Annotated in this window: 17 protein-coding genes; 8 read left to right on the top strand and 9 right to left on the bottom strand. The window is 44.0% G+C overall.

Going from position 1 to position 18,750, the window contains the following annotated elements:
- Positions 1 to 2 precede the first annotated feature (2 nt).
- Genes ASC49_RS05195 through ASC49_RS05180 form a run of 4 tightly spaced genes read right to left on the bottom strand, consistent with a single transcriptional unit; the run spans position 3 to position 4,312 of the window.
- Entirely contained in the window at positions 3 to 689 is a 687-nt protein-coding gene (locus ASC49_RS05195; protein WP_055462173.1) for a histidine phosphatase family protein, read from the bottom strand.
- On the bottom strand, positions 689 to 1,774 hold the full coding sequence (locus tag ASC49_RS05190; protein WP_055462172.1) for an HprK-related kinase B: 1,086 nt from the start codon (positions 1,772 to 1,774) through the stop codon (positions 689 to 691). Before ASC49_RS05190 ends, ASC49_RS05195 begins: the two co-directional genes overlap by 1 nt.
- Positions 1,774 to 2,679 (bottom strand): GAK system ATP-grasp enzyme, encoded by a 906-nt coding sequence (locus ASC49_RS05185; RefSeq protein ID WP_055462171.1) that lies wholly within the window; start codon positions 2,677 to 2,679, stop codon positions 1,774 to 1,776. The genes ASC49_RS05190 and ASC49_RS05185 overlap by 1 nt, the downstream gene beginning before the upstream one ends.
- Entirely contained in the window at positions 2,669 to 4,312 is a 1,644-nt protein-coding gene (locus tag ASC49_RS05180; protein WP_055462170.1) for a phosphotransferase, read from the bottom strand. The genes ASC49_RS05185 and ASC49_RS05180 overlap by 11 nt, the downstream gene beginning before the upstream one ends.
- A 586-nt stretch (positions 4,313 to 4,898) precedes the next feature.
- Here ASC49_RS05180 and ASC49_RS05175 point away from each other — a divergent pair.
- Both ASC49_RS05175 and ASC49_RS19770 read left to right on the top strand, forming a co-directional pair.
- The gene (locus tag ASC49_RS05175) at positions 4,899 to 5,279 is read left to right on the top strand and encodes a PAS domain-containing protein (RefSeq protein ID WP_072242050.1); all 381 of its coding nucleotides are present in this window, start codon (positions 4,899 to 4,901) and stop codon (positions 5,277 to 5,279) included.
- The gene (locus ASC49_RS19770) at positions 5,276 to 5,449 is read left to right on the top strand and encodes a hypothetical protein (protein WP_156085538.1); all 174 of its coding nucleotides are present in this window, start codon (positions 5,276 to 5,278) and stop codon (positions 5,447 to 5,449) included. Before ASC49_RS05175 ends, ASC49_RS19770 begins: the two co-directional genes overlap by 4 nt.
- On the opposite strand, the gene ASC49_RS05170 is transcribed toward ASC49_RS19770, so the two are convergent.
- The 3 genes from ASC49_RS05170 to ASC49_RS05160 all read right to left on the bottom strand — a co-directional run bounded on the left by ASC49_RS05170 (position 5,446) and on the right by ASC49_RS05160 (position 9,495).
- A complete protein-coding gene (locus ASC49_RS05170; protein WP_055462168.1) occupies positions 5,446 to 5,997 on the bottom strand; it encodes a DUF2889 domain-containing protein in 552 nt (183 codons plus the stop codon). The two genes, ASC49_RS19770 and ASC49_RS05170, sit on opposite strands and share 4 nt — an antisense overlap.
- Positions 5,998 to 6,161: 164 nt before the next feature.
- On the bottom strand, positions 6,162 to 8,372 hold the full coding sequence (katG, locus tag ASC49_RS05165; protein ID WP_055462167.1) for a catalase/peroxidase HPI: 2,211 nt from the start codon (positions 8,370 to 8,372) through the stop codon (positions 6,162 to 6,164).
- Positions 8,373 to 8,673: 301 nt separating this feature from the next.
- On the bottom strand, positions 8,674 to 9,495 hold the full coding sequence (locus ASC49_RS05160; RefSeq protein WP_055462166.1) for a mechanosensitive ion channel family protein: 822 nt from the start codon (positions 9,493 to 9,495) through the stop codon (positions 8,674 to 8,676).
- Between the two features lie 341 nt (positions 9,496 to 9,836).
- Between ASC49_RS05160 and ASC49_RS05155 the strand changes: the two genes are divergently transcribed.
- A complete protein-coding gene (locus tag ASC49_RS05155; protein WP_055462165.1) occupies positions 9,837 to 10,241 on the top strand; it encodes a hypothetical protein in 405 nt (134 codons plus the stop codon).
- Between the two features lie 46 nt (positions 10,242 to 10,287).
- On the opposite strand, the gene ASC49_RS05150 is transcribed toward ASC49_RS05155, so the two are convergent.
- On the bottom strand, positions 10,288 to 10,944 hold the full coding sequence (locus tag ASC49_RS05150) for a DUF6933 domain-containing protein (protein ID WP_055462164.1): 657 nt from the start codon (positions 10,942 to 10,944) through the stop codon (positions 10,288 to 10,290).
- A 62-nt stretch (positions 10,945 to 11,006) separates the two neighbouring features.
- The gene (locus tag ASC49_RS05145) at positions 11,007 to 12,215 is read right to left on the bottom strand and encodes an EAL and HDOD domain-containing protein (RefSeq protein WP_055462163.1); all 1,209 of its coding nucleotides are present in this window, start codon (positions 12,213 to 12,215) and stop codon (positions 11,007 to 11,009) included.
- A gap of 157 nt (positions 12,216 to 12,372) precedes the next feature.
- Between ASC49_RS05145 and ASC49_RS05140 the strand changes: the two genes are divergently transcribed.
- The 5 genes from ASC49_RS05140 (at position 12,373) to ASC49_RS05120 (ending at position 18,583) form a co-directional block, all read left to right on the top strand.
- On the top strand, positions 12,373 to 13,062 hold the full coding sequence (locus ASC49_RS05140; protein WP_055462162.1) for an SIR2 family NAD-dependent protein deacylase: 690 nt from the start codon (positions 12,373 to 12,375) through the stop codon (positions 13,060 to 13,062).
- A gap of 146 nt (positions 13,063 to 13,208) precedes the next feature.
- Positions 13,209 to 13,625 (top strand): plastocyanin/azurin family copper-binding protein, encoded by a 417-nt coding sequence (locus ASC49_RS05135; RefSeq protein ID WP_055462161.1) that lies wholly within the window; start codon positions 13,209 to 13,211, stop codon positions 13,623 to 13,625.
- Positions 13,626 to 14,355: 730 nt separating this feature from the next.
- Complete coding sequence (locus ASC49_RS05130) at positions 14,356 to 15,981, top strand: two-component system sensor histidine kinase NtrB (protein WP_055462160.1); 1,626 nt, start codon at positions 14,356 to 14,358, stop codon at positions 15,979 to 15,981.
- Positions 15,974 to 17,320: a sigma-54-dependent transcriptional regulator gene (locus tag ASC49_RS05125; protein ID WP_055462159.1), complete on the top strand. Its 1,347-nt coding sequence runs from the start codon at positions 15,974 to 15,976 to the stop codon at positions 17,318 to 17,320. Before ASC49_RS05130 ends, ASC49_RS05125 begins: the two co-directional genes overlap by 8 nt.
- Positions 17,321 to 17,347: 27 nt before the next feature.
- A complete protein-coding gene (locus ASC49_RS05120; RefSeq protein WP_055462158.1) occupies positions 17,348 to 18,583 on the top strand; it encodes an ABC transporter substrate-binding protein in 1,236 nt (411 codons plus the stop codon).
- Positions 18,584 to 18,750 lie beyond the last annotated feature (167 nt).

The raw sequence follows: 18,750 nt of genomic DNA, 5'->3' as shown, positions 1-18,750 counted from the left end.
CATTAATCTGGAACATCTTGCAGCGTTCGCTGCTTCCAATCCCCATACAGCCGGGTTGTCTTATTGCCAACAAATTCCAAAACCACTGGATGTCCATAGTGCATACTAAATTGTTTAATATCACACAACTTCATGACATCCATATAACATGCCGCATGCCTAATCGAAGCCCCATGCCCAACAAATAACTTAATTAACGAACAGCTCGAGTCAGTTTGCTGTTGCCATGCTTGAATATGCTGCGCCACTCTCTCTCCAGCTTGTAACAAGGATTCGGCGCCGTCAAATGGCAAACAATAATAACTGTCTGATTTCCAGCCATCGGGAGCGGACTCAAACCTAGGGTCTAACGTTAAAATACGCTCAATTTCAGCCACCGAAAGATTTGCTACGCTACCGACACTGCGCTCACATAGACAAGCAAAGCTTTGCACCTGAGGCTCACCGTCAAACAGACCGAACAATTCTTCTTGATAGATTTTGGCCGTTTGCCAGGCGCGCAACAAACTCGATGCGTCGATAATCGGATCGACCTTGTGCCCCGACGCCAGCAACCACTCGCGAAACAGCCCCGCTTGGCGGCGCACCTCTTGCTCCCCCTCTGGGGTTAATGGATAAGGCTGTAATGCACTGGGGGTATTTTCCAGCTGTTGGTACGCCCCATGGCGAATCAGAGCACAAATGGCCATTACAAACTCTCCAGCAATTCAAAAGCCCGATCGAAATCAATCTGACCGATTAAACGATAGACCTTAACCGGCGCAAGTGTTTGGCAATATTGCGATAAAGGAGCCAATTCATTCAAATCGGTACAAAATTCACCGGATTGATTCTGATAAAACGGCCCTGGACGCTTTCGCAAGCCATCTATCTCTTCCGCTTCAGCGCTTAAGTCTACTGGCAGTAATTGCGTCGGCTCAGTGCTGTCTAAAGACCAGTCGAGCATCACCAAATGCGCTAACGCGCCATCCGTCGCTACACGACCAATACCGTATTCGTCTTCAATCTGTACGTCGTACTTTTCTTCTAAAGACCACAATTCGGCTTTACTCAACTCGCGCAATGCCTGTTGACGCTCTGGTGGCAAAATGTGCTGCAATCGCTCGGAATTCAGCAAAGTACCAGGATTCACACGCGGCAGTTTGGCGATTCCTACAGCATGAACACGCTCGCCTGCCCGCTTAAATAACAAACGGTCATTGGTAATAAAATCGCGCGCGGTATTTTCTAAACACCGTAGCATTAGCGTAGACTTACCGCCACCTGAGCCGGCGGCAATCGCTGTCACCTTGCCGTTTCGAGTAAACGCTGAGGCGTGCCCCAATTCATAGCTTTGGCTCAGATAATGGTTCAGACATTGGTTATTAATAAAGTTAACGACTTGTGCCAAGTTGGCCATACAAGGTCCCACTACGGTTGGCGTCTGACAGGACTGTAATAAGGTTAGGCCCGTCTTAAATTTCTTGATCCAACGTGCCCCAGACCAAGCATCCAAATAACCTTCTTTGCGGCCCGTTTTGCCTGCTTCTCTTGGCACTTCTAGCCAACCCAGCTCCTCTCCAAGCACCGCTTGCTCAATCACATAAAGCTCAAGATACTGGCTAGCCTGTGCTTGATCGATATAACTTTTGTAATACTGGTCTAACGCCATGAGCAAAGACTCATGATTACTAAAGACCTGGATACCTAAATCGGCAAAGTCATAAGTTCGCTGATAAACACACTCGCTCTGTGCCATTTGTAACTGAGTTTGGTCAAACAGATCTGACAGCATTAGAGCACTCCTCTTTGTTGAACCTGCTCAATTACATACTGAGCATAGGCTTCTGCCGCATCGATCTGACAACCTTCTAAGGCGCCTTTAAAACCACCAAAAGCCGACACTTCAAATACTACGGGGCCTTGATCTGTCAGTGCGATATCAACCGTGGTAAAGCTTAAATCGAAACACGCCTGAGCTTTGCGCCCCAGTTCAATCAATGCTTCATCGGCTTCAAATAACTCATAATGACCACCACTGTGAATAGTGGTGTTCCACGAGTCTGTATTCCCCACTCGCGCATAGGTACACAGGTATTGTCCCCCCAGAAATACCATGCCTAAGTCTCTGCCATCCAAATTAACCGTTTGCTGTATGTAAAACAGGCTATTGCACTGACGATACTCTTGCAACGCTTGGCGCAAGTCCGCTTCACCTTGTGTCGCAGTCAGCATCACCATGCCACGAGCTTTCGTAGAATAAAGCGGCTTCAAAATTACTGAGCCAAAATCGTGTACCGTTTGCAACGCCTGTTCTACATCTTCGGTGATGCGTGTCTTTGGCATCGGCACCCCACCCTGCTGCAATGCCAAGGTTCCGCTTAAACGGTTAATCAAGTTACCAATCGCTTGTGCAGAGCTAAAAATCGGCACGCCTAATTTTTCAATATGGGACAGCACATGTATGCGATCTTCGGTGCTCGGGGCATAGACTTCACTGATTTTCTTAACAATGATGCCGTCCAATTGGGCGAGATCCAGATCGCCAAACATCAACTGGTTAGTATCTAAGCGTAGCTCCACCTTAGCCATATCAATGACAGCACGAAATCCTGTTAATGCTTCCAAACGATCTGCCAACACTTCTGTAGACCATTTCCCAGGGATTCCAACCACCCCAATTTTGGGTTTATTCACCATATAACTCCTTTAGTGGAAGCTTAAAATTCGCCTCTTTTTCAGCTGGCAGATACGCCAGCTTTTCTAATAAATATCGTGCACGAAGGTGCATACGTGTTGATAACGTCTTATCCAACACAAAACGTGTGGAGCTAGCAAAAGAGCGAGCAAGCCCTGCGGCCATGCGCAGTTCATAGGTCTGGTCTTGTTGGCGTTTCGCAAAGCGAAGACCGAATAAGTAAATCTGTTTGGCACAATCCATCATCAGCTCACGCTGTTTTGGCTCTAAAATTTGCATACGATAGATCGATACCATTAGCACTGAGAGATCTTGCGCATAATCAAAATAACTAGAGCGATGCAGATCGATAAAATAAATGCGCTTTTCCACCCCATCGAACATCAGGTTATCGACGTTAAAATCCCCATGAATGAGCACCGAAAAGGTAGTGGCCCAACGACTTTCCCGTTGTTCTACCATAGACACTAGTTCTAGAAAGCTAGGTTTGACCAAACCACAAAGATTGTGTTGATCCTGAAAGAAGTCAGGATGGACCGCCATGCAATCATTGATACGCTTCTGTAACTGCCGCATAAACTGTGCCTTAGCAGGCTCTTTACTCAAGGTACTTTGCCATGCGCCACTCAATACTTTAAACAAAGCCGCCAAGGCCTGCTGCAATGGTTTTTCCTTCCCTTCCCGTAATAAGGATTCAAATGTCTTACCTGGAATATGCTCGATCAGCAAAGCAGAGGTGTCATCTTGCCCGTCGGTTTGCATCAGCACATCAGGAGCCAATCTTGGGTTAAATTTGCGCCAGTTCTCCACACCTTGGACTTCTTCTTCAATCTTGCTTTTCTGGCCTTCTTTATAGACCGCTAACACACGCTGGCCGGCTTCATTTTCACGACTCAGAGATGCGATCGCACTGCCAGAACGAGTCAGAGCTAAACGCTTTACTTTGAGATCACCCAACGCATGGTTCAGTGAATTAGACGCACGCTTGAGGTGTTGGTAGTTTTGTAGCGTTGCCACATGCCCCAGATCGACTTTAATCAGTGCATCGGCGGCGTTGGCCAAGAGCTTAATCAATCGTTTTAAATGGGCATTACAAAGAAAAGCGGCATTCAATTCACTGTCGCTTAGGGTGTCTTTTTGAGCCAGTGTTTGAGTTTGAATATCGGTAAAGAGGTGGGCCAATTTGTCCGCTCTGCGAGCCACTTTAATACTGGTTCGACGCACTTCTTCCTTAAAACCAAATTGCGTTAATAAGATAGAGCGCTTTAAATGCTTGATAAACTTGATGCATTTATCCGCTGCTGGATGACGAAAGGCAGATGCCAACGTAGCGGCTTCGACACACTCAATTAAACCGCCACCTAGATCGGCTAGCGCATTGGCAAAACCGCGTACAGCAAGCACGCGATTATAATAGGAAGTACCTAGTTTTCGACGCTCTACCAGCCGAGCACAACTTAGCTCGATCTTCTCACGCAAGGTTTGTACATAGCCAGCACGCGACTTTATTCTGCTCAAAACATCAGGTGAACCCGTTTTGAAAAACAACAGCGCGAAATCCCCGTGCTTAACAATTTCCCTAAGCAAAAACGTGAGATCTTCCTGAACCATATTAAGAGGATGTATTAACGCCATGCCGCCCCTGAATGTAAAAAGTTATTACCTTACAACATCTTGGGACGGATAAGGTTACAAAATCATGACACCCCAACCAGAACGGTAGCGCTGTTTACGAGGATCAGCTAAAAAAAGCGCTCCTACGCTGGCTAACGCCGCCCACTCAATATGCCACCATAATCCCCTTGCAGTGCAGCCTACAAGGGGATTTTTTACTTTCAAACGTTGGCATTTCTTAACATTGCAACAAGACATCATTAAAACATTTACGGAAGTGACATCGAGAATTAGGATTCGACTAATAACCACAATTAATGCGCAAACTTAAGTCATCTAAATGTCTAAGCTAATGCGTAAAACACGAGTTTAAATGTCGAACCCATTTCGTTTCTCTAAGCAAGTTAACTAGATACATTTTATCGTTTCCGATCTTTTGAGTTTTAATGGAATTAACGTTCAAATTTCACTGGATACGTTTTTACATTTCATTTATGCCATTTATCTACTCAGCAAGAAGTCGAGTAGTCAATGTGGTAAAGGTGATAAGAGGAAAATATCTGTATGTTTTTTTCAATCGAGGAAAACAACACAACGTATTGCAGAATTGGAGCATGAACTAGCCGTCTTCCAAAGTATCCGCCAAGACCTAATGGAGGAGATGCTGTATTTTGCTGTCGATAGACAAGGCAGCATTATTGAAGCCAACGCTCACTTCTTGTCATCCTGCGGTTTTCAATTGCATGAACTAGGGCAAATTAGCCACCATATTTCGAAAAAAGCCCAAAATAGCCAGCACACCCAAGCAATGCTAGATGCCATTCGTAACGGCGAACATTGGCACGGAGCGATGCAATTTATTGGCAAAGATGGTGAGGATCATTGGTATCGAGTGATTATGCAGCCCGTACCTGTTAAAAACAGCAAGTGCTTAACTGCTTATTGTGTCGAACCAGCTCAGCCACTGAGCAGATCATTGAGGTCGTGACGGAAAACAAAAAACTGACTGAGCAAGCCGTTGGCTTAATTAGACAAAGCCTTGATAAGGTGAATGAAGCTCATCAGCTATCCAGTGATGCAGGAGTAGTCATTAACGATATTCAGATCGGCGCGCAGGAGGTCGTCAATGCGGTCGAACAATTCAAGCGAAGCCTCTAGGCTTCGCTCTGCTCATCTGTTGCATTTGGCCATAAACGCTGCTGCGCGCGGCCGCCATCTCGGAATCCATAACAGGTATTACGTACAGTCTTACGCTCTTCGGATCCGGTAGCGTAATCTGGATCATAGTTTAATTTATAGCCACGTACAGTCTGTAAGGCAGCCGTCGCTAATGGTGGCAACATTTCCGTTAAATGGGTACAACTCGTGGTTCGCCCCAGAGCCGTCTTTGCGTCAGTTATCCAACCTTTTTGGATACGCAAGCCAATCAACTCTCGATATTGAGGTGCTGCACCAGAACAGTCTAAATAAGGAGTGTTATGCATTTGCGCATGCACGTCACGGATGGTGAAACTGTCATCAAACACCAGTGTTAATGTCATACGATGTAAAAAATCACCAATTTCGATCAAACCGCGATCTTCTAATGAAAACGGGTATCCTTTCGTATCTTCCAGAACCCCCTCCACTTCCCATAACCCATCTTCACGTTTATAGCCTTGAATATTAATATTGCGGGTGTGCAGCGGGGTCCGTTTTACAGTCATGGTGTTTGTCCGAATATGATTTCATTATTTGATCAACAAGTGTTAACGATTTAGACGGAGGCTTCAACGCCACAAGCCGCAAAAAAAACGCCTTAGCCGAAGACTAAGGCGTTTCTACTGTTGGTATCACCCAACATTACTCGATAGCACTTAATGTGTGGGGGCTATTTTAAATCAAAACGGTCCGCATTCATGACTTTCACCCACGCTTTCACGAAGTCTTGCACAAACTTTTCTTGGTTGTCGTCCTGTGCGTAGAATTCAGAGTAAGCCCGCAGAATGGAGTTTGAACCAAACACCAAGTCCACACGAGTTGCTGTCCATTTCACATCCCCAGTTTCTCGGTTACAGATCTCGTAAGAGTTACGGCCTGTCGGTTTCCAAGTGTTTCTCATGTCGGTCAAGTTAACAAAGAAGTCATTACTCAGAACCCCCTCTCGGTAGGTCAAAACACCATGTTTTGTACCACCATGGTTAGTGCCAAGTACACGCATCCCGCCGATCAATACTGTCATCTCTGGAGCCGTTAAGCCCATTAATTGCGCACGATCTAAAAGCATTTCTTCAGGTTGCACCACGTAATGTTGTTTTTGCCAGTTACGGAAACCATCGTGTAGTGGCTCCAATACCGCAAAAGAATCTACATCGGTTTGTTCATCGGTGGCATCACCACGACCTGGAGTGAACGGCACCTTGATGTGTACATCGGCATCGTAAGCCGCTTTTTCAACCGCAGCACTACCCGCCAAGACGATTAGGTCAGCCATACTCACTGGCTTACTCAATGTCTTCTGAATACCTTCCAAAACAGACAACACTTTCTGTAAACGCTCAGGCTCGTTGCCTTGCCAATCTTTCTGCGGTGCCAAACGAATACGAGCGCCATTTGCACCACCGCGGTAATCAGAACCACGGAAAGTACGAGCGCTATCCCAAGCCGTTGCCACCAACTCAGCAATGGTTAATCCCGATGCTAAAATTTTGGCTTTTAAGTCAGCAATTTCTGCATCACTCAGTGTGTAATCCACCGTTGGAACAGGATCTTGCCAAATCAAATCTTCTTGCGGAACATCTGGTCCAAGGTAGCGACACTTAGGCCCCATATCGCGGTGCGTCAATTTAAACCAAGCACGTGCAAAGACATCTTTGAAGTAATCAGGGTTTGCACGGAAGTTATCCATGATTCTGCGGTACTCAGGGTCCATTTTCATGGCCATATCCGCATCTGTCATCATTGGCATGTGGCGAATACTTGGGTCTTCCACGTCCACTGGCTTATCTTCTTCTTTGATGTCGATTGGTTGCCACTGCCAAGCACCCGCAGGGCTTTTGACATTCTCCCATTCATGATCGAGCAACATATCAAAGTAGCCCATATCAAATTGCGTTGGATTGGTAGTCCAAGCCCCTTCAATACCACTGGTGACAGTATTGCGACCCACACCACGTGACTTGTGATTATTCCAGCCTAAACCCTGTTCTTCAATTTCCGCCGCTTCTGGTTCACGACCAAGATCTGCCGCATCACCATTACCGTGAGCTTTACCCACCGTGTGGCCACCCGCGGTCAACGCAACCGTTTCTTCATCATTCATTGCCATACGGGCAAAGGTAACGCGGATATCTTGCGCTGTTTTCAACGGATCAGGCTGTCCATCCACCCCTTCTGGGTTTACATAGATCAAGCCCATCATGACAGCTGCCAATGGGTTTTGTAGATCGCGCTCACCTGAGTAACGGCTATTTTCGTTGTCACTCGTTGCTAACCATTCTTTTTCCGAGCCCCAGTACACATCTTTTTCTGGGTGCCAAATGTCTTCACGGCCACCGCCAAAACCAAACGTTTTGAAACCCATGGACTCATACGCCATATTACCAGCGAGAATCATCAAATCTGCCCAAGACAATTTGTTACCGTACTTCTGCTTAATCGGCCAAAGCAAACGTCGCGCTTTATCCAAGTTAGCGTTGTCGGGCCAGCTGTTTAAGGGTGCAAAACGCTGATTACCGGTATTAGAACCACCTCGACCATCTGCTTCACGGTAACTACCTGCTGAGTGCCAAGCCATACGAATCATCAAACCACCGTAATGACCCCAATCGGCAGGCCACCATGACTGGCTATTTGTCATTAAATCTTTTAAGTCGTTTTTAACTTTTTCAAGATCAAGCTTTTTGAACTCTTCAGCGTAATTAAAACTGTCACCAAATGGATTTGTCTTGGTGTCATGCTGATGCAAAATATCTAGATTAAGTGCCTTTGGCCACCATGCCATTACGGAATCGCCCGATTCAGTATGGCTTCCATGCATGACAGGGCATTTACCTTCTGATGTGTTGTTATTCTGACTCACGACTAGGCTCCTTATTCTCATTTAAAGTGGTATGTCCACGTTTAACAGCTAACTAGTTAAAGGTAGATTATTCTAGGGCATACGCATAACTGCTTATTCAAGATCACATTTTTCAGTGCAATGTGATTTCTTTACAGCTTAGGGGACCTTATCCAATTATAGAAATATTGTTTTTCAATGTACTTCAATAGTTTTTCATTATCACCGGAGCCTCAGCATCTTCTTACAGCGCAAAAAAAACGCCTTCATTGCTGAAGGCGTTCTTGTAGAAGTTATCGCTGTGTGACTGAGAGAATGACCAGCTTGTTTGTAAGCAACCCGCTTAATCTTGCTTAACGATATGCAAGTCGCGCTGAGGAAATGGAATAGTAAGACCCGCTGCTTCGATGCGTGGCTTCACCTGTTTTTGAATCGCCCAATGGGTATCCCAGAACTTATCAGGCGCCACCCATGCGCGTAGCTGGAGATTGACCGAACTGTCCGCCAGCATGTGTACAATTACCTGCGGCGCAGGATCTTTCATGATCACATCGTATTCGGCAGCCAGATCAAGCAGAACCTTCATTCCAACATCAATCGAGTCTTTGTAAGAAATACCGACGGTCACTTCCAAGCGACGCTTACTGTTGCGGCTAAAGTTCTTTATGGTTGCGTTCCAGACGACACTATTCGGGCTAGAAATGTACAATCCATCCGCAGTTTCAAACACGGAAGTAAACAACCCAATGTCCGTGACTGTGCCCATGTTGCCTGAAAATTCTACATACTCGCCTTTTTTAATAGGCTTTAGAAACAGGATCATGATGCCCGCCGCGATATTGCTTAGTGTATCTTTCAAAGCTAGACCAATCGCTAAACCCGCCGCACCCACTAGTGCAACCAAACTCGCGGTGTTGACGCCAAACAAATCTAGAATGATGACCAAGCCGATTAAGTAAACTGCATAAGAAGCGACTTTTGATAACAGATTAGAGATTATCTCATCGTTATTACTTAGTCTTGATACACCAGCAAACACCGCTTTACGAACCAGCTTAGAGGTAAAGGACGCTGCAAAAATAATCAGGCAAGCAAGTAATATATTTTTAACAATGGTAAAAATTTGAGCTTCATATGTTGAAAAAAACGCCACCAGCGTGTCCATGACCGTCTCCTTTTAGACACGTTAATACAGTGCAAAATGCCAACACAGTGTACTCAAACTCACACTTTCCCACTACTTATCAATCACTAAATTCATTCTAAAACGTAAGCTAGGTTGAGGTCAGGTAGGACACAATGCAAAAGCTATTACCAATTATTCAAAAATTAGTGATAATTCGCTACTAATGCCCAAAATAGTTAGACCATTTACCGCCATAAAGCCTATGATATAAACGTATAAGGATGTAATGTAGCATTTCAAATCAGTTAACTGTTGAATCAAACCGGCGTATCTTTCACCGGCTGACTTCTTTGTTACCAATGAGATTTCACACCAAATAAATGAACGAATTATCGAACCTTATTAAATCCCTTGCTTACAGTTTGACGGTTGTTCCTACCTCTTCTAAATGCATTGCTAATTTGGCAAGACGTCACGAATTACGTCCTGAATTGGAGAAATTACAGAAGGGATTGAAACGCCATAAATCCTCTGGCTATGACTGGGAAGCCAAGAATGTGCCCATTGAGAGCACTGTTCTTATGTTGCTAGATCGTATTCAAATGCAACAGCCAAAAATCACAGATCTTCAGAAGTACTGCAGCCTATTAACGAGTCTCGAGCGATCTGCTTTACTGGATCTTATTGAGGCGGCCTTATCTGCTATGGACGCACGATCTAATGAAGCACAAAAAATCTTGGCCATTATGGAGCAGAAAGGCCTCAGCATCGAAGATTTGAAATAATGTTGGACAGTAAACGTTAAGCATTGCCAGCTAGGCATCGGCATCACTAAGGCTTACGCGTTTTTTTAAAGTCTGCGAAAGATACGACATTTGTATCAGTATTAGTGACATTCGCTTGCTGCGTTCGATGACTGGTCGCCCGCTGATAGCAACTCGACGCTTCATCTAAGAGTCTCAACATTAGCTTTTTCGGCCAGACGACTTCTTTTTTCGCCTGCAAGTTAAACGGCATTTCAGCTAATAAAAAACTCGCCTTAGAGAACGGCAGTTTTTCAAACGGGGTATTCTCGTCCCAAAGCATCTGTTCGATACAGGCTTTGGCCTGATTTAAGCAGACCAACATAGCATCCTTACATTCCCCATCCATCACGAGGGGTTGCAAGAGATTCTTGACCGTTTCCAAATGCGCTTCTGTTGCCTGACAAGCCGTTAATGCTTGCAACAGTGCTTCAGCAAAAAGGCCATCCAACTTAGCAAAATCTGTTTTGTGAACACAGGGAATGTAAATCACAAAACGTGTTGCTTCATGAACACAAATAACACAGTTACGACCTTTAATTAAAAACAAACTCGCATGCCAACCACTTATGGGGTTCAAGGCCTCTAAACCTTGGATAACACCCGAATTAACGCCTGGTAAACGCCCCTGAGCATTGGTTGGCAACTTTGGACGTAACTTATTACTACAATGTAATCGGATCATGATACAAACTAATTCTGCTGATTGACCCGAGCGATGGTATCAGCGTACAGGCGCAATTGATATTAAGCATTCAGCCCAGCCAACATGTTCATCGCCCAACTTCGGCTTTCAAGGTAGTAACTATTCAGTTTATCCACTGTTTTATGACTCGCCGAGCGCAACTCTGCTTTTTCAAAGGTGATGACCAATGTCAGGATGTTGCCAAGTTTCCCCGTGCGATCAACTAATGCATGGCACGTATCTTCACTTAAAGGGAGCTGTTGACAAATTTGCTTAAAACTTTGACCTAGCATTAAGTCCGCCATAGACAACAAGCCAACCATAAAGGCCTCATCTGGGTTCGCCCTAAACTCATTTTTTGCTAAAGCTTGGCACATTGCTGCCCGAGTCAGCACTTTCGGTAACAACAACATCTTGCAAGGGTTATCATTAGCCAGCACCAAGGTACTGACTAACGTACGCAACTTTTCAATCCCCAACAGGGTAACGGCTTGATGTAAATGGCTGATGGTATTAGCCCGCTTATATTGCGCTGAGTTGATCATTCGAAGTAGTCGTAAAACAAGTTGCGGCTCAAGCATTACAAGCTGCTCAACCTTAGCGAGATCTACATCATCTTGATAGAGCTCTTGTAGTATTTCTAAACGGGCATGCGTATTACCGCTACGCTCAACATCTGTGGCACTTCTGATCGAAGGCTTGGCATAAAAATATCCCTGAAACAAACTGAACCCCATGGCTTTACAGCGCTCAAACTCAGTTAAGTCTTCAACTTTTTCTGCCAACAGTTGAATGCCCCTTTCAAGGTATAACTCAATGGCTTCAGGCTGGTGCTGAGTCAGCATGTCGAGCTTGATAATATCTGCGACCTCAAGTAGCGGCTTAGTGTCTTCGGACAATTCAAAATCATCCAGTGCAATCTGATAACCTAAGGACTTAACGTGCTTTATGGCTTTGATTACCTCCGGATCGCCTTTGACACTTTCTAGCACTTCCACTACCACCTGATTTGGGTAAGGCGGCAGCAATTCAGGCTTAAACAACCACTCTCGAGGCGCGTTAAAAAACAACTTTCCTGAACCACATAGATTCTCTAACCCAGTTTCATAAAACGCAGCATTAATCGCCCGAGCTGTTGCCATCAGTTCATCATCAATGACAGCACTCGACATCAAAGATGTTGAACGATACAAAAGCTCATCCGCCACATGAATCATTTCAGCATTACAAATGGGCTGCAAAGCGACACAATAAGATTGCGATTGGGACATATCTGGCACCGAAAGTTATTTATTATTAAAAATTGAATTAAATTACATGCTCCATTGAAACAAGCCACTCACAAGTGCGACATGAATCCAGTTTAAACTCGCACCAAGAGATTTAGTAGCTAAGGATAAAAATGAGCTCAAAAAAGAGAAAATATAGATGAACAAACAAAAGATCGTCGTATTTACTGGGGCCGGTATTAGCGTTGAGAGCGGCATCGAAACCTACCGTGGGGATACTGGCCTATGGCATCAACATGATATCCGCGACGTTTGCCACCCCGAAGGCTGGCACAAAGATCCGCAAAAAGTGCTCGAATTCTATAATCAACGACGCAAGGAAGTAGCAAAGGCCAGTCCCAACGCAGCACATCTAGCTATCGCACAACTTGAGTCCCAATACGATGTTACTGTGATTACACAAAACGTGGATGATCTACACGAGCGAGCAGGTTCAAGCAAAATCCTCCACCTCCACGGAGAAGTCACCAAGGTACGAAGCGATTTACCCAGTGATTACCATCTATATGATATTGGCTATGACGCCGTAAACATCGGCCAGCGATGTGAATCAGGCCTGCAACTTCGGCCACACATTGTCTGGTTTGCTGAAGAGCCATTCTTTATGGAGGAATCCATCCAACTTTTTGCCGAAGCTGATAAGATCCTAGTGGTAGGCACCTCACTACAGGTACAACCTGCCGCCAGCTTGATACTATTCGCTCACAGTGCACAAGATCGTTACATCATCGACCCAAGCCCTATGACGCCACCGAAGAAATTTGATCACTTAAGAGGAAACGCCAGCGATATAGTACCCCGATTGGTAAACAGTTGGTTGTCTTTATAGGGGATAATTAGACTGACCAACCATGATCTATTGATCGTTTTTGAGTTTTAGCAAGTATTACTCAAAAGAAAGAGGGTTTAATAAGCAAGGTACAACATAGTATTAGATCTACTGAAATGAGGCGATGCATGCTACACAGACTAATAATGACCATAACATTTACATTTTTTACAACGGCCGCGCTCTGTGCTGAACACACCGTAAAACTGGTCAACCAAAACGAATGGGGAACCATGGCCTTTGAACCCAGCTTTCTAAAAGTTGAAGTAGGCGACACAGTAACATTTGAGCCCACCGACCCTGGCCACAACGCCGCTACCATCAACTACATGATGCCATGGCGAGCCAACCGCTACTGGGGGGACATCGGCAAACCCATCACCATGGAAATCACCGAACAAGGCTTTTACGGCATCGAATGCGCCCCGCACATCACCATGGGCATGGTGATGATCATCCAAGCTGGAGATGGTGATATTGCCGAATTTTCAATCCCCAAGACATTACCGAAACAAGCGAAACTGCGTTTCAATGCGATCAAAGACTACGCAATGGGACAATAAAACAAAGCCCTAGCTCTAGCTGTGATTGGTAAGGTTGTTTGTATCGGTCAAGACGTTTAATCCAGAGCGTCCGATTCACTTAAATTGAATTGGACGCGTTTAACGTTAGAAATCTATTACCTAGGGCGTTAGAGCTTTTAAGCATTGTGCCAAATGATGCGGTTAAAGTAGCCTTTAAGCGCAAAATAGGTAGGACGCAACTTTCCACTCCCCAAAACGCAAAAAAGCCAGAGTCGATGCTCTAGCCTTCTATTTATCTGGTGTTCAGCGATTCTTACCCGCTATATCCCACTTAAAACCATCTAATCCCGCTTTAATGGGCCTATGACATATGTTTCAGGACATCACATTCACTGGAGCTTTTTTGTCACATAAATCGTACCGAAAAGCTGGGAATTCAGTCATTATTTTTTGGCCCTAGTGCACTCCTTGGAATCTGATAGATTTGCAGCTATGGTTCTTTGACATTCGCATGTGGCCGGACTGTGACTACAGTTTGTTCAACTTTTAACGCTGTGCTACCGCTTTATTTGCCTTAACAATAGCAGCTATTAGATAGACGCTGATGTCTATATACTTAACCTAAGCAAGATTGAATGTAACCAAGGTTGAAGCCACAGGATTAACCAAAATTCTCTAAATCGACAGCATTTTTAAAGAGCATTACCTTTTGTCATCGAGATTCCAACACAAGCGCCTATCGAGTAGATACCTACTTTTATCATTAGTAGTGGCATTGATACCGCTGTTCATCTTTGCAGGTTTATATGACAGATACTTTGAGCAGCTAGTCTCAAAGATCACAGATGGTAGAGTAAACACTCAAGTTGCCGCCGTTCAAAATGAATTCAAAGTGTATCTGCGTGAAAGACTTTATCAGCTAGATGTTCTAGCTGATGAACTTGATTCCCCAGAGATATTTAGCCCAAAGGGAAAGTCAAACTTATCCAATGAGCTTGAGGCCTTGCTGCGACTTCAAACAGACTTAAATAACGTTTATGGTGTGGCCTTTTTTAATTCGAATAAACAGCTTCTCTGGAGTTTTCCAGAGAATTCGCTATCAGTTGGACGTTACGCATCCATTTTACCGTTTAATACTCCCTTTGAAGATGCTGAGCTACTTGGTCCAGAGCCATACAGTTTTAACCATCCCGCTTCAGTTTTATTAATGAAGCAGTTAAGTAGCTCAAAGCTTGATAACGAGCCTTTTTATATTGGTCTGATAATTCGTTTTAACTCTATTACCTCAATTTTAAAATCATTAAGTACAGACGGAATATTCACCCCTTACCTTTCCACTCCAGGTGATCGTTATTTTGATATCGTTGGTCAACCTGCAGAACTTTTGGGCATCTCACAATCATTCGACCTCATATCAAATTGGAGCATTTCACTTAACCAAAATGGCGTTTTAGCGGAACCTCCCAGCGCAGCTTTGCGCTACTGGTTAATTGTGTTAGTGCTATTTACGGCAGCCTGTTTACTTATTGTTCATTGGTATATTTCGCGAAGACTTAATACGCAAGTGAGCAGCCTGATAGAAGGAATTGAAAGAGTTGCCTCGGGAGATTTGATGTCTCCTGTCCCACAACAGCGTGGCACCGAAATAGAACGCCTAACTGACGCAATTGAAAAAATGCGTTTCCAGTTAAGCAATGTAATTCAATCCAACATCGAAATGGATAGACGCGCATCGCTTGGAAACTTATCTGCAGGTCTTGCTCATGACATTCGTAACCCGCTGAATATCATTCGGATGACAACAAAAGCCTTAATAAAAAGAGAAAGCAAGCCTGAAAACAAAGAGATGCTAACTATGATGGTTGATGAACTCGATCGTGCGAATCGAGTACTCGATAATTTACTAAACTTCGCTAGACCTTCTCAACCGAAACAAGAATTGCTAAATGTTAGTTATGAGTTGAATCTCATTCTTAATTTTTTGCAGACCACAGCAAAAGCTCAAAAAGTAGACATTAGAATAGTGTGTGATGAATCATTTGAACTCTCAACTGACTCAGGACATTTACATCAAGCTCTTATAAATTTAGTCCTCAACTCCATTCAGTCCTTTAATGGCAATGGTGGCACAATCCTTTTGAAGTCTTTTATAAAAAAAGAGTATCTTTGTATCGCTGTGATAGATGACGGTCCCGGCATTCCTAACGAGATTAGAAGTCGAATTTTAGAACCATTTTTCACGACAAAAGAAACAGGAACTGGCCTGGGATTAGCTATTTGCCAATCTCTCGTTCAAGCTAATCATGGCCGCATACATATCGATTCTTGTGATACTGGCACTGTCGTCGAACTACAATTTCCACACCAACCCAATCTAGATGATACCTATGAGTAACTTAAATGTATTGATCATTGATGATGAGCAGAATTTAGTTCGAAGCATCAAGTTCTCTTTAAACAATCCAGATATTGAGATTTCCGCAGCCTTTACTGGTCGGGAAGGCATCAGTGAATTTGAAGCGTCCTATCCAGATGTTGTACTCCTTGATCTTGGCCTACCGGATATGTCTGGACTGGATGTTCTCAATCATCTAAAGAAAATTTCTCCTAATACGCCTGTGATCATGATCTCTGCCCACGGAGATACTAGAGCTGCGGTCCAGGCCGTAAAAAATGGCGCAATCGACTACATCACTAAACCATTTGATATTGATGAGCTAGAGCTTTTAATTATTCGCTCCTCCGAACAACATAGAGCCTCTAAAGAGCTAGCTTTCTTGCGTTCAAAAGAAAGCATTGACCATGAAATTATTGGAGACTCAGCAAATGCTTCTCAACTAAGAGGGATGATTGCTCAAGTCGCTCGTAGCGCAGCAAAAACTATTTTAATAACTGGACCATCAGGTACCGGCAAAAGCATGGTAGCCAAAAGTATTCATGGTCAACGATATGACGACGCCCCATTCATTGAAGTGAACTGCGCAGCGCTTCCAGAGCATTTAATAGAAGCAGAACTTTTTGGTGCAGAAAAAGGAGCCTACACTGGTGCGACTGCATCCAGGGAAGGTCTTATCGCTTTAGCGAATGGTGGCAGTCTGTTCATGGATGAAATTGGAGAAATGCCGCTAAATATCCAAGCTAAGTTGCTAACCTTCCTAGAACAAAGGACATATCGCCCGATTGGATCGGGTAAAGAAAAAAAATCTGATGCAACAATTATCGCTGCAACAAACCAAAACTTGATTCAAAAAGTATCCGAAGGGCTCTTTAGACAAGATCTTTTTTATCGTTTAAATGTACTTCCTATCGAGATTCCCGCTCTATCTGAGAGAAAAGCTGACATACCAACGCTCATAAAGCATTTCTCAGTTCTGATGGCAAAAAATGAGGCCTGCGAGCCTATTCTTTTCGAACCGTCAGTACTTAAAACACTTCAAGATTACCACTGGCCAGGTAACATCCGAGAACTAAAGAATCTAGTTGAGCGCTTAACGATCCTTTACCCAGGTCAGCTCGTGAAATTATCTGTATTGCCTGCTGAAATTACGCAGATGTCAGTTAAGCCAAGCGATCTAGAGACTAGCTATACCCAAAAGGTCGAAGACAAAGAAAAGGAACTTATCTTAACTGCACTGCAAGATAGCAATGGGCACAAAGGGATGGCAGCAGATAAGCTCGGTATTTCACGACACGCACTAAAAAGAAGAATTCAACGACTTCAATTAGATGTTTAAAAACTTGCTCACTGAAAAATAATAACAATGCTTAGAAAGAAATTAAAAACTCTCGCGACATTATCTGCACTACTGCTGGGACAGCCTTCATTCGCTTACACCCAGCTCGGTTCCATCAGTGAAGATGCTGTAAAGGTTGGTTGCCTATTTCCAATGACAGGCCGAGGTGGGTTATATGGTCATGACAGCCAGATCGGTATCCAAATCGCACTTGAGCACATTGCTGCCTATGATCGTTATCCAAAGCTTCAAGTAATGATCGAAGATTCTCGCTCTAAAGCATCTCGCGCTACTCGGATAGCTAAAGACTTTGTTCAAGTTCATGGCGCATCATTTCTTTGTGGCGTTGTGAACTCGTCTGTTGCTTTGCAAGTGGCCCAAGTTGCTGAAGAAGAAAAAGTATTTTTTATCGGAACGGACCATGCGTCCTCTAGGCTAACAACACCTCTAACTAATCCGTATTACTTTCGATTGAGTAACAACACACAGCAAAGCATGATAGCTGGAGCAAAATACATAAAAGAAAACCTAATACCCCAGATTGGTAACCGCCCTCTTCGTATTTCGTACATTGCTCCGGATTACGAATACGGCTACTCCGTATGGCAAGACTTGACTAAAGCACTTGAAACACAACAAATACCCTATGAAATCATTACAACATTATGGCCTAGGCTGTTTGAGTCCAATTACACCCCATTCATTAATGCATTACTTGATAAGCCTACTGACCTAATCATTAACTCAATGTGGGGCGGTGATTTAGTCGCTTTTATTAAACAAGCGAACAGTACGAAACTATTTGATCATGCCAAGTTTGCTAACTTTGACACTGGCGGTAATTACGAAGTATTAGCTGTATTGGGGAATGAGCTACCGGATGGCCTCATCTTATCGTCTAGACATCACAATAATTGGCCTGATACAGAACTCAACAATTGGTTTGTTTCTCGTTTTAAAGAAATAAGTGGTCGTTACCCTTCCTACGCAGCTGAAGGTGCTTATTCAGGTATTTTGGCAATCGCTGAAGCTCTGGCTAATACAGAAACCTATTCGTCAAAAGAAGACATAAAGAAAGCTCTTGAAACGCTTGTCCTACATCTACCAGAAGATCCCATTGGCTTTTCGTCTTTTATGGACGGTAGCACGCATCAAATACAGCAGGTAATCGCTATTGGAATAACAACTCAAAATGCTGAGCAGCCTCCCGCTCAAAAACTACTGAGTAATTGGTCTGTTTATTACCCTAGCCATTTTCAGTAAAAACCTTCTACCTATAGCGACTCTCAGGTTGAGCGGATACCGCTCAACCGATCCGCGCATTGTGATCGGATACCGCTCAAGAAAATATCACCTCAAGTCCTAAACATATAAAAAAACTTATAATTCAATTAGTTAACTAAAGTTACAAAACTGGCACTACCTTTGCA

Origin of the sequence: Marinomonas fungiae (assembly GCF_001418205.1) — a bacterium.
GTDB classification, from domain to species: Bacteria; Pseudomonadota; Gammaproteobacteria; order Pseudomonadales; family Marinomonadaceae; genus Marinomonas; species Marinomonas fungiae.
This window is presented reverse-complemented; position numbering and strand designations above follow the sequence as displayed.

Bases quoted from the DNA above. Each gene is read 5' to 3' on its own strand.
- ASC49_RS05135 (WP_055462161.1), top strand. From the start codon at position 13,209: ATGACCATAACATTTACATTTTTTACAACGGCCGCGCTCTGTGCTGAA.
- ASC49_RS05180 (WP_055462170.1), bottom strand. From the start codon at position 4,312: ATGGCGTTAATACATCCTCTTAATATGGTTCAGGAAGATCTCACGTTT.
- ASC49_RS05185 (WP_055462171.1), bottom strand. From the start codon at position 2,679: ATGGTGAATAAACCCAAAATTGGGGTGGTTGGAATCCCTGGGAAATGG.
- ASC49_RS05120 (WP_055462158.1), top strand. From the start codon at position 17,348: ATGCTTAGAAAGAAATTAAAAACTCTCGCGACATTATCTGCACTACTG.
- ASC49_RS05145 (WP_055462163.1), bottom strand. From the start codon at position 12,215: ATGTCCCAATCGCAATCTTATTGTGTCGCTTTGCAGCCCATTTGTAAT.
- ASC49_RS05125 (WP_055462159.1), top strand. From the start codon at position 15,974: ATGAGTAACTTAAATGTATTGATCATTGATGATGAGCAGAATTTAGTT.
- ASC49_RS05155 (WP_055462165.1), top strand. From the start codon at position 9,837: ATGAACGAATTATCGAACCTTATTAAATCCCTTGCTTACAGTTTGACG.
- ASC49_RS05150 (WP_055462164.1), bottom strand. From the start codon at position 10,944: ATGATCCGATTACATTGTAGTAATAAGTTACGTCCAAAGTTGCCAACC.
- ASC49_RS05190 (WP_055462172.1), bottom strand. From the start codon at position 1,774: ATGCTGTCAGATCTGTTTGACCAAACTCAGTTACAAATGGCACAGAGC.
- katG (WP_055462167.1), bottom strand. From the start codon at position 8,372: ATGAGAATAAGGAGCCTAGTCGTGAGTCAGAATAACAACACATCAGAA.
- ASC49_RS05195 (WP_055462173.1), bottom strand. From the start codon at position 689: ATGGCCATTTGTGCTCTGATTCGCCATGGGGCGTACCAACAGCTGGAA.
- ASC49_RS05140 (WP_055462162.1), top strand. From the start codon at position 12,373: ATGAACAAACAAAAGATCGTCGTATTTACTGGGGCCGGTATTAGCGTT.
- ASC49_RS05160 (WP_055462166.1), bottom strand. From the start codon at position 9,495: ATGGACACGCTGGTGGCGTTTTTTTCAACATATGAAGCTCAAATTTTT.
- ASC49_RS05170 (WP_055462168.1), bottom strand. From the start codon at position 5,997: ATGACTGTAAAACGGACCCCGCTGCACACCCGCAATATTAATATTCAA.